The 9,976-nt window shown below is 39.8% G+C and carries 8 protein-coding genes and 1 pseudogene; 5 read left to right on the top strand and 4 right to left on the bottom strand.

Translation table 11 applies throughout. From position 1 onward, the window contains the following. Nucleotides 1–334: 334 nt before the first annotated feature. The 3 genes from WFH04_RS17515 to WFH04_RS17505 form a co-directional block, all read right to left on the bottom strand. Nucleotides 335–871 (bottom strand): helix-turn-helix domain-containing protein, encoded by a 537-nt coding sequence (locus WFH04_RS17515; RefSeq protein WP_336825516.1) that lies wholly within the window; start codon nucleotides 869–871, stop codon nucleotides 335–337. 86 nt (nucleotides 872–957) lie between these two features. Beyond that, the gene (locus tag WFH04_RS17510; protein ID WP_336825514.1) at nucleotides 958–2,184 is read right to left on the bottom strand and encodes a DUF819 family protein; all 1,227 of its coding nucleotides are present in this window, start codon (nucleotides 2,182–2,184) and stop codon (nucleotides 958–960) included. A 20-nt stretch (nucleotides 2,185–2,204) separates the two neighbouring features. Beyond that, nucleotides 2,205–3,194 carry a dipeptidase gene (locus WFH04_RS17505; RefSeq protein WP_336825512.1) on the bottom strand — a complete coding sequence of 330 codons (990 nt, stop codon included), beginning with the start codon at nucleotides 3,192–3,194 and terminating at the stop codon, nucleotides 2,205–2,207. 308 nt (nucleotides 3,195–3,502) lie between these two features. Between WFH04_RS17505 and WFH04_RS17500 the strand changes: the two genes are divergently transcribed. Both WFH04_RS17500 and sstT read left to right on the top strand, forming a co-directional pair. Then, the gene (locus WFH04_RS17500) at nucleotides 3,503–3,982 is read left to right on the top strand and encodes a hypothetical protein (protein ID WP_336825510.1); all 480 of its coding nucleotides are present in this window, start codon (nucleotides 3,503–3,505) and stop codon (nucleotides 3,980–3,982) included. Between the two features lie 443 nt (nucleotides 3,983–4,425). Continuing rightward, nucleotides 4,426–5,664 (top strand): serine/threonine transporter SstT, encoded by a 1,239-nt coding sequence (gene sstT, locus WFH04_RS17495; RefSeq protein ID WP_336825508.1) that lies wholly within the window; start codon nucleotides 4,426–4,428, stop codon nucleotides 5,662–5,664. 285 nt (nucleotides 5,665–5,949) lie between these two features. Here the strand turns inward: sstT and WFH04_RS17490 are convergent, their stop codons facing one another. After that, the gene (locus tag WFH04_RS17490) at nucleotides 5,950–6,921 is read right to left on the bottom strand and encodes a hypothetical protein (protein WP_336825506.1); all 972 of its coding nucleotides are present in this window, start codon (nucleotides 6,919–6,921) and stop codon (nucleotides 5,950–5,952) included. Nucleotides 6,922–7,103: 182 nt separating this feature from the next. On the opposite strand from WFH04_RS17490, the pseudogene WFH04_RS18390 reads away from it, so the two are divergent. The 3 genes and pseudogenes from WFH04_RS18390 to WFH04_RS17470 all read left to right on the top strand — a co-directional run bounded on the left by WFH04_RS18390 (nucleotide 7,104) and on the right by WFH04_RS17470 (nucleotide 9,864). After that, nucleotides 7,104–8,068: pseudogene (locus tag WFH04_RS18390) on the top strand (protein rep). A 156-nt stretch (nucleotides 8,069–8,224) separates the two neighbouring features. After that, nucleotides 8,225–8,641, top strand: coding sequence for a hypothetical protein (locus WFH04_RS17475; RefSeq protein ID WP_336825500.1), 417 nt, complete (start codon nucleotides 8,225–8,227; stop codon nucleotides 8,639–8,641). Between the two features lie 71 nt (nucleotides 8,642–8,712). After that, nucleotides 8,713–9,864, top strand: a complete 1,152-nt coding sequence (locus WFH04_RS17470; protein ID WP_336825498.1) for a C39 family peptidase — start codon at nucleotides 8,713–8,715, stop codon at nucleotides 9,862–9,864. Nucleotides 9,865–9,976: the final 112 nt, after the last annotated feature.

Genomic DNA, 9,976 nt, shown 5'->3' with positions numbered 1-9,976 from the left:
CCGGCATCCGCGAGCTACTTTCAGTATTGAATGAGAAAAATACAAGAACAGGTGGCGAAAAACGATTCGTTTTTCGCCACCTGTTCTATTTTAGGGACTTATTGGACAGCCTCTTTTTTATAGTAAGGTATAGATAATCTACAATGATGACTTTAAAAAGGATCCTTCTTTCTGATAAGGTTTTGGGTAGTGACTTTATTTTATCAGAAGTGGGTCCTTATTTTTTTCAAAAGTAATCAAAGCCGGTGAAACTTTACTCGTTGTAAAATTTCACCGGCTTTTTGATCACAGAGGAGGGTTTTGCCCTATCCTTTTTGTAGGGTGCCTATAGAAGTTATAGTACTTTGCCTGTCATCGCCCATACGGACAAGGAAGTCGTATCCGAACGATTGATGAGACGGTGGGGGGTCGAGCTTTTGAAGCGGATGCTGTCTCCCTCTTGCAAGACATGCTCCGTTCCATTAAGCACGATCGTCAATTCACCTGAAAGGACAAAGCCACATTCTTCTCCCGTATGCTCGACAAGCTGCTGATCTCCCTGTCCGGGTTCTAATCGAATCATAATCATTTCGATTTCCCCTTCGTTGATGGGGGTTAGAAGCTCGTATTGTGAATTTGATTGTGGAAAATGAACAATCTTGCGCTCGTGTTTCCTGACGATTTGTGACGACTGCTCGTCTTCCCCTAATAGTGCAGAAATGGACACACCGAGACCTTTACACAATTTATAGAGTGTCGTTAAAGTTGGATCTGCATTCCTTCTTTCAATTTGGCTAATCATGCTTGGACTTACACCAGAGCTATCCGCAAGTTGCTGCAATGAGTAGCCTTGTTCCTGCCTAAGCTTTCTAACTTTCCTGCCATCAAACATGGCAATCACTCCCTATCGTACATGATGTAAGTTGTTTGGCAAAGGGGAGTACATACACCCTGTAGCATATGCTTTGTCATCTTTCATTACATCATTGTACCAAACCATAAACCTAACGTCGTTCCAATATAGTTGCCGATAATATATCCGATTGTACCGACGACAAGGATTGGCCCGATCAGATTTTTCCAGCCTTTTGCAATGGCCATAGCGGCTGCAGTCGTTGGGCCGCCGATGTTCGCATTACTTACAAGAAGGATGTCTTCCAGATCGTATTTCAACAATTTACCTGCACCTAACGATACAATCATATTAATGATAACGATGATTGCAACGAATAAAAGGAGCAATGGCGCATTTTGGATAATAAGCGGAATTGATGCGGGAACTCCGATTACGACAAAGAACAAATAGATGAGCAAAGTTCCCATTTCCTGGCTGCCATTAATGCTTTCGAAATAACGTGGAAATAGTGCAAGTGCGATGAACGTAATTGTCGTCAGTACAAGATAGTTATCCCCGAATAGCCCGTTTAACAAGTTGAAGAAAAACGATACGTTGTCTCCTGACGGAATGATGCCATCAAAAAATGCCGCTATTTTAAACGAAACCATTACTAAGAAGAATGCAGTACCGATTGAAAGGGCCATATCTTTTAAAGAAATATCTTTTCGTGACCAAAAGCTTTCCGCCAACGTTTTCCCGTCAGTATTATTCGAATTGCGTTCGACTTCCAATACATGTGGCGTATTAAATCGCTTTCTAAAGAAATGCATTGTCGGAATTGTCATGAGAACGACAAAATAGAGAGCCATCATTAAGTTATCTGCAACGACTGTTGCGGAAACCATCTCACCGGGTGTCTCAAATTTCCCTGCCATTGCAGCAAAATTCACTCCACCTCCAACATAGGATGCACTCATCATTGCTCCGATCTTATCCAAATAGGGGATATGATCTTTTAGCAAGAAGAAGCTTATGATTGTTCCAGCAACCGTACCAATCGAACTGATTAAGAAAATAATAAGCATTTTTCCGCTCTCTTGCCAAATTCGTTTGAAATTGACATGAAATAAAAGCAATGGGATTGCAAGTGGTATGATGAAAGACCAAATGGCATCATATACCGGCGAATCTGTTGGAATGACTCCTGTATTTGATAAAATGATTGCCCCGATGAGTGCAATAATCGCTCCTGAAATCTTACTTGCCCATGAGAAACGTTGTTCTAAAAAAATGCTGACTGCTGCCCAAGCGACGATGATACCCCAAAGAGTGATATAATCGTCGGGCTTGATTAGCGTCTGTTCCATACCCATTCCCCTTTCTTATTTTATTGCATATGATGTTTCACGAAACGAAATGCATTGCCGTAGCATATATCATTTAATTCCATTTCTGAAAATCCACGCTTGCGCAGCTTCTCGATTAAGGCAGGCACTTGTTCAACTGTCTCAAGACCCCCTGTGGAGCCAGTTACTCCATCCAGTGAACCATATGGCTGTAGGAAATCAATGAAATCGAAACCGAACGATAGATGGTCCGTTCCGACCAAATCCGCTATGTAGATTGCATGGTCTATGAGCCGATCAATTGTAGGTTTGTCCGGATCGATAAATTCATAGTAAGCATTGAGTCCAATGATACCGCCGCTACGCGCAATCGTCCGCAGCTGTTCATCTGACAAATTCCGCTCATTGTCGCAAACTGTTTTTGCATTGCTATGCGATGCGAAAATTGGTCCTTCTGTCATTTGTACAATCCCGTTGAAGGAAGCCTCGTCCATATGTGACACGTCTATCATCCATCTCTCTGATTCCATGAGCTGAATTGCAGATTTTCCGTGTTCAGTAAGCCCTTTTTCAACATCCGTGTGCCCAATTCCTGTCCCGCTTGCGAGGAAATTCTGTTCATTCCATGAGAGGATGGCGTGTCTGAAACCGTTTGCATTCAAAGCTTCAAAAGCATTCAATACTTTTTCTTCTTTGCTCACACCTTGCCAGCCGTTAATGAATGACAATCCTTCCAGCCCTAAAATAATTTTCACTTTACTTGACGGAGTCTCAAGATCAGCTACAGTCATGCAAATGAGCGCATGTTCGGATTCCAATAAATCTGCCATAACATGCTCATAGAGAAATTGGAATCGCATATAAGGATCGTCTCTGAATTTCCGTTCCGTCCAAAACACACATATGACCGCTTCAACGAGCCCTCTTCTCAACTTTGGATAATGAATCCTGTCGAAAACCTGTTTTTCCCCTTTGCTCCGCCGCCAAGCGATGTCCGTAAATAAATCAGAATGGAGATCAAATACCTTCATGGAAACACCTCCTTTCTCAGAATCTTACAACACACATATATAATATAGTATAAATTTTGCAACTTATTAAAACAAGCTTTTTTATATCTTCCTAAAAGGTTTTCATTACGATTCGATGTATTTTTGATAAGATGAGAGATGAAACATTTATCATATTCATACGTATAAAAGATATAGACATGTATGTACGGGTACGATTAAAGCCTTCACAATGTAAGGGGATGTATAGGATGGAAGTCACAATGAGCATTGTTTTCTTATTATTTTTGGGTTGTTTTTGTTTCGAATTCATTCGGGTTTTAATTAAAATGAAACAACCTATGTTGTTCCCTGAAACGAAGGAAGAGATGGTAGCGATCCGAAAGCAGCCGCAAAAAGCAGTAAATTTGCCAACAGCATTGCATCAGAAAACAGGTATTCTTCTGAATGCTGTTACGCTTCTTTTTGTTAGTAGCCTAGTCGTTTTTAATTTGTTCAGCAGTAACGTACATTGGACTGCATATATAATATTTATCCCTGCTTTATTAACATTAGGTCAAGCTTGGAATATGTTTGCGATTGTGAAAGATGGAGTGTTGAGCGGAGGGCGGTTTGTCCCGTGGAAACATATACGTTCGTACAAATTTGAGCCGATTGATACGAATCATCGTTTCTATGGATATGCTCCGGAAGTGAACAGTGGATATGAATTGAAAATCGAGACGAATCGACGTTCGATGAGCTGTCTTGTAACTTCGGAAACGGTCAAGGAGAAATTGGTTGAAGTTTTAAATGCGCATTTGAGGTGACAGCACGTAGTCATTTATGCGCATACGGATATGGTTATGCGTGAGAATGGCTTAGTTATTCGCAGTTGTTGAGATGTATGCGTGGTTGAATGGACTATTGTGTTTTAGAAGTCATTTATGCGCGTTTAAAAGGACTTTTTCGTTTTTGAAGTTGTTTTCCGCATTATCGGTAAGACTATCTTTTATAGGTGGCGGTCATTAATATACCTGTGCACGAAACGGATGAGATCGTTTCGTGCACAGGTATTTCTTATGGTAGGAAAATTGTTAGGGGACCATTGTTCTCATGCTCCTGCAGCAACTTGCTAAAACGACCGTTATTTTAATAGTGAAAATCTATTGAACAATTCGTAAAAATAGTGGTAGAATGAATGAACAGTTGGTTTCTGCTTGCTGTGCGTTTGATCCTATTGTTTTTTTAACAAGTTCAAAGGGGGATAGTTATGAAGAATCTGATAGGTAAATGGAATCAAATTAGTTTAGTAAAAAGAATTGTCGTCGGTATTATTATCGGTATCATTTTAGCTTTAACGGTTCCTTCAGCAAGTTGGATCACAATTTTTGGTTCGTTATTCGTCGGTGCATTAAAAGCAGTCGCACCTGTATTAGTATTCTTTTTAGTCATGTATGCTCTTGCTGCACATAAACGGGGCACGAAAACGAATATGAAAACGATTCTTGTACTTTATGGAATAGGGACATTTTTAGCGGGGGTTATTGCAGTTGGTGTAAGCTTTATATTCCCGGTTACACTTACATTGACAACAGGCGCTGAAGGGCTTACACCGCCTGAAGGCATCGGCGAGGTCCTGAAAACATTGCTCTTCAACCTAATTACAAATCCAGTAGATGCTATCATAAATGCTAATTATTTAGGTATTTTAATGTGGGCAGTCGTTCTTGGGCTTGCATTGAAAAGTGCAAGCCAAACGACGAAAGATGTTTTAGGCAATTTATCGGATGCAATCACAAAAGTCGTAAAATGGGTGATCAATTTAGCGCCAATCGGTATACTGGGTCTCGTTTTTGAAGCGATTGTCACAACTGGTCTTTCTGCGCTCATGGAATACGGTAAATTAATTGTAATTTTAGTTGGCTGCATGTTGTTTATTGCGCTGGTTATGAATCCGTTAATCGTCTATTTCTATATCCGCAGGAATCCGTATCCTCTTGTTTTCAAGGTGATAAGAGAGAGCGGGATTACAGCATTCTTTACAAGGAGTTCAGCTGCAAATATTCCTGTAAATATGAAATTATGTAAAGACCTTGATTTGAATGAAGATACGTATTCGGTATCCATCCCGTTAGGCGCAACGATTAATATGGCTGGTGCTGCCGTTACGATTGCGGTACTCACGCTTGCTACAGTTCACACGCTCGGTATTGAAGTCGATTTCATGACTGCGCTGCTGCTCTCTGTCATTGCGGCTGTCTCTGCTGCTGGTGCATCAGGTGTTGCGGGTGGGTCACTTCTATTGATCCCGCTGGCATGTAGTTTGTTCGGAGTCCCGAATGATATTGCCATGCAAGTTGTTGGAGTAGGCTTTATTATTGGTGTTGTTCAAGATTCTTTCGAAACTGCACTGAATTCATCGACTGACGTCTTGTTCACTGCTACAGCTGAGTATGCCGAAGAATATAAAGACAGCAAAGTAGGTAAAACCGTTGCTATGAAATCATAAAACGTAAGGGTGTTGTTTCTCACACAGTTATGCAACATTCAATATGCGGTTGCTATCGGAAATAAAGGTTGTCCGTAAGGTAAGTGATCATTTACCTTATGTGACAACCTTTTTTTCTTTGGTTGGGTAACTGCGAATATGAGTGGTGCTGTGTCGAAATGAGCGAAATTCGAGAAGCTTGAGCATGCTGTTTAGAAACGAACGCTGCTGTCGAAGAACAAGCAAACTAACATATTGATTTCCTGCTTTCGTTGAACGGGGATTTTGAAAAACAGTCGTAAATAGTCAAATTTTTGTCTTTCTTGACAGCTCCCACTCTTTTCTTCGTTCTTTAAAAAATATCCATCCAACAAATAGAGTGACTGCCATCATAATCAAATAGACAAGTGCTTCCCAAGTCATAAATGCCTGAAAGATGTCTTGAAAAGAAGTACCACGGATAAATACATCGTACGGATTTGCATTGCGGTATGTGATTGGAAGTTTATCCCCAATGTCGTATTGATGGTAAGTATGTCTGGTGACGTCTTTGATCACTTGATAAGTGCGCCCTGCCTCATCTTTAAAGGCAACAGACAGTTCATAGGATGAATCCTCGTATTTGCGGAATGTGAAATGGGAATCACGGTCGAAAATGATCGCCTCAGTTTCAGTTTTTCCAAAAGGAAGCAATTTCCTAAATAAATTTAATAGGAAACGTCCTATGAAAAACAGAAACCCAAAAATTACGACGCCAACAATTCTCCAACCATTTCTTTCTCTTCTCTTTTTCCCTTTCTTTCTCCTTTTCTTTAGCCGTTTTGCCTGCCGATTGTAAGAAGTTTGTTTTTCCATCCTATCCAATATAGGGATAGAGAGCAGCAGTGCGACCAAGCAGCAGAATGCTATAAATCCAAATATAGTAATGCCGAATAGGAAAAACGCGCTGTCGAAAATGAAATCACGGACCGTTGAAAAGTCTGACGGGTGTATCGAGTACCCATCGATTGAATCTCCAACCACAATTTCTTTCTCCTGCATTTTAGAAATCCGGTTAAGGTAAGGGGATTCTTCTCCGTTCGGATAGTTGACCCGCACATAATAGGTAGGCGGCGTGTATAACCCTTTCACTCCTACTTTATCGGTAGTGGACACAGTGACCGGTTCGGCTGAAAATAGATTGTATTCTTCTATGTAGGACGCCGTCAGTCCCCAAGTCAAAAGACTAAATAATATGGTGATAGCTGCCAACCCAGCGGTTTCTTTTATCCACTCCATCTTCTACACTCCCGTCCGTTTTATAGAAACAACTCTCATGGTTGAAAATAGGGTTGAGCCTTAGAGTCGTAAGGGTTTAAGTGTCTTTTGACATGTAAAAACCCACCTGTTATGATTTAAGTGTCGAATTTAAATCAAAAGGGTGGGTTTTTTTCACCCTCACCAGAAGGCGAGGTTTATCTATGAATTCATACCCAAATGATAGCACAAGTATTCCTCGTAATTCAAGAGGTTATCAGGGCGATGGCGTGGAATTTTTGAAAGATGTGAATGGTAACGGCGAGGAACGGGATTGGAAAGGGAAAAAGAAGCGTTCCCTTTTGATGGCTGATCATCATGCGAAAGTCGAGGAATTGACGAAGAAAGCCGAGCATATGTATGATTGCGGGAATTATTTAGTGTTCAAAATGAAGGATGGTCGGCTGAAGCTGTACCAAGCCTATTTTTGCAAAGCGAGGTTATGCCCGTTGTGTAACTGGAGGCGTTCTTTGAAGATTGCTTTTCAAAACAAGAGAATTATTCAGACGGTGAATGAACATGAAAAGGTGAAATGGGTTTTCCTTACGTTGACTGTTCGGAATGTCGAAGGCGAAGAATTGAAGGATACAATGGATCGGATGACAAAGCGTGGAATAATTTTTCCCGTTACGCCAAATTTAAAAAGTCGGTGAAAGGTTATTTCCGTCCGATGGAAGTCACCCGGAATTGGGATAAAGATAGTGAATGGTATGGAACATATCACCCTCATTTTCTTGTACTGTTGGCTGTTCCAAATGATTATTTTGGACGTAATTATATTAAGCAATCTGAATGGACGGATATGTGGCAGCGGGCGATGAAATTGGATTATACGCCGATCGTGCATGTGGCGAAGGTGAAGCCGAAAGCGGAATCGGCTGATTTCGGTGAAGTGGAGCAGGAATTGAAAAAAGTGATTCTTGAACAAAATGCTGTTTTTGAAGTTTCCAAGTATCCGGTAAAGGATACGGACGTGATCAGAGGAAACGAGGTCACGACTGAAAATGTCCAGACGGTAAAGGATTTGGACAAGGCTCTCGCTTACAAACGGCTGATTTCTTATGGGGGTTTGTTGAAGGATATTCATAAGGAATTGAATTTGGGTGATGCCGAATCTGATACATATTGACGAGGATTCCGATGAAGTTGCGAATGGTGCCATTGATGTGATGGCTTTCTGGCATATTGGTATAAAGAATTATGTGATTAGAAAAGGTTAGCATATTGCTAGTCTTTTTTTTTTACGCTACATTTATATGTAAGGTAATTATTAGGAGGGGTAATAGTGGGCGATTATACAATCGAACGCTTTTTAATTGCGGCTTGTGTGTTTTTATTAATACTATCTGTACTGGTTTGGAGGGAAAGGCGAAGGCTTTTGGTAGGACTGATTGCCGTTGTATTAATTGGCTATTCAATATTCTTTTTTGTACGAGGGCAACTCCTTGAAAAGCAGTATGAGCAATCGATTGGTACTGTTTATGAGTATCTTGAAAGTCAATACCCCGAAGAGGAATGGAATGTAATTGATAGATTGTCGAAAGGACAAATGCGCCAAAGTAATAAAGTAGATATTGTTTTTGCCAATGAGAAAGGTGTCATCTACACCTATAAAATATTGGATGATGGGCAAGTTGTACAATGGGAAATAAATTTAGGCGAAAAACATTTTGATGAAGTAAAACATAATGAAAAAAACTAAGTTTTTATAATGAAGATTCAGTTATTTTATGTTATTGTTATATACAATATGTGGAAAAGGGGGTTGTTTGATTGAACAAAAAAAGATTTGTTTGGTCATTTATAACACTGGGGTTTATGGTTTTAATGCTCTTAGTCGCAAAACCTATTAACAGTTTTGCGAATGAAAGTGTTTCTAAAGCTATGGAGGATAAAATCAATAAAAATGTTGTGGAGTTTATCTCTACTGAAAAAACATTTTTTGATTTACAGGGAGCAGATTTCGAAGCGGAGTTAGTGCGGGAGCTTTATCACACTGACGATTCAGTATTAGCTTATTATTATCAAGTAAAAGAGAATGGGGTATTGAAAGGTTTTGTACTAGCTTCTGCAAAGGAAAATATAGATTTTATTTTAGAGTACGGGCAGTTCCCTGATAATGTGGATACCAAATACGCTGATGTCTTGTTACAAAACGTAGATAAAAAAGCATATTTTTTAGGCTTAGATTTTATTCTATTTGCAAATAATAAAGTTGAGATTGCAAAGCTTGTTGAGCAGGAAAAAGAAGAGGCAATAGAAAAGGCAATAGAAAATGGTGAAAGTGTAGAAGTTATCCAAGAAATTAGGAACACTAAACCGGGTGTAGATTTAGAGGAAATGGAGTATTCGTTCAAATCTAATATAAATTCTATATCTCTTAATAACACAGTCCCAGACGAGTATTCGTTAAGTATCACTAGAATATGGCAAAGAGCACAGCATGTTGCTAATCCAAATTCATCCTGCGGACCGGCTAGTGGAGCTATGATAGCAAACTATTATGGGCAAGTTCGTGGATTTAATGTCAGGACTACACCCTATTACGCTAACGTAGGCACGTTTATTAATCATTTATATTTTGACATGAATTCTCTACCAATTGGTACAAATTCATTTTCATTTTTAAATGGATTAACCTTGCATTTGAATCATGATGTGAATCAATGGGAAGGCGTAAGAAACGGTGAGCCAACTTTCGCTAATGTTATAAATGCTATTAATAAACATTATCCGGTTGCATATGTAACTAGGCTTGGTAATGGCGAGGATTATCATTGGAGAGTTATTAAAGGATACAAAAAACCACAGGGGCAAGTAATTTATAAAGACTCTGATGGCGGTGAATCTAATTACGGAGATTTGGTTGCAACTTGGTCATTAATCCAAAACCAAATTACAACTGTCTATTTCCGTATGAAATAATAGGGGCTGTCCAATAAGTCCCTAAAATAGAACAGGTGGCGAAAAACGAATCGTTTTTCGCCACCTGTTCTTGTATTTTTCTCATTCAATACTGAAAGTAGCTCGCGGATGC

The organism is Sporosarcina sp. USHLN248, assembly GCF_037144575.1.
Taxonomy (GTDB): Bacteria; Bacillota; Bacilli; order Bacillales_A; family Planococcaceae; genus Sporosarcina; species Sporosarcina contaminans.
This window is presented reverse-complemented; position numbering and strand designations above follow the sequence as displayed.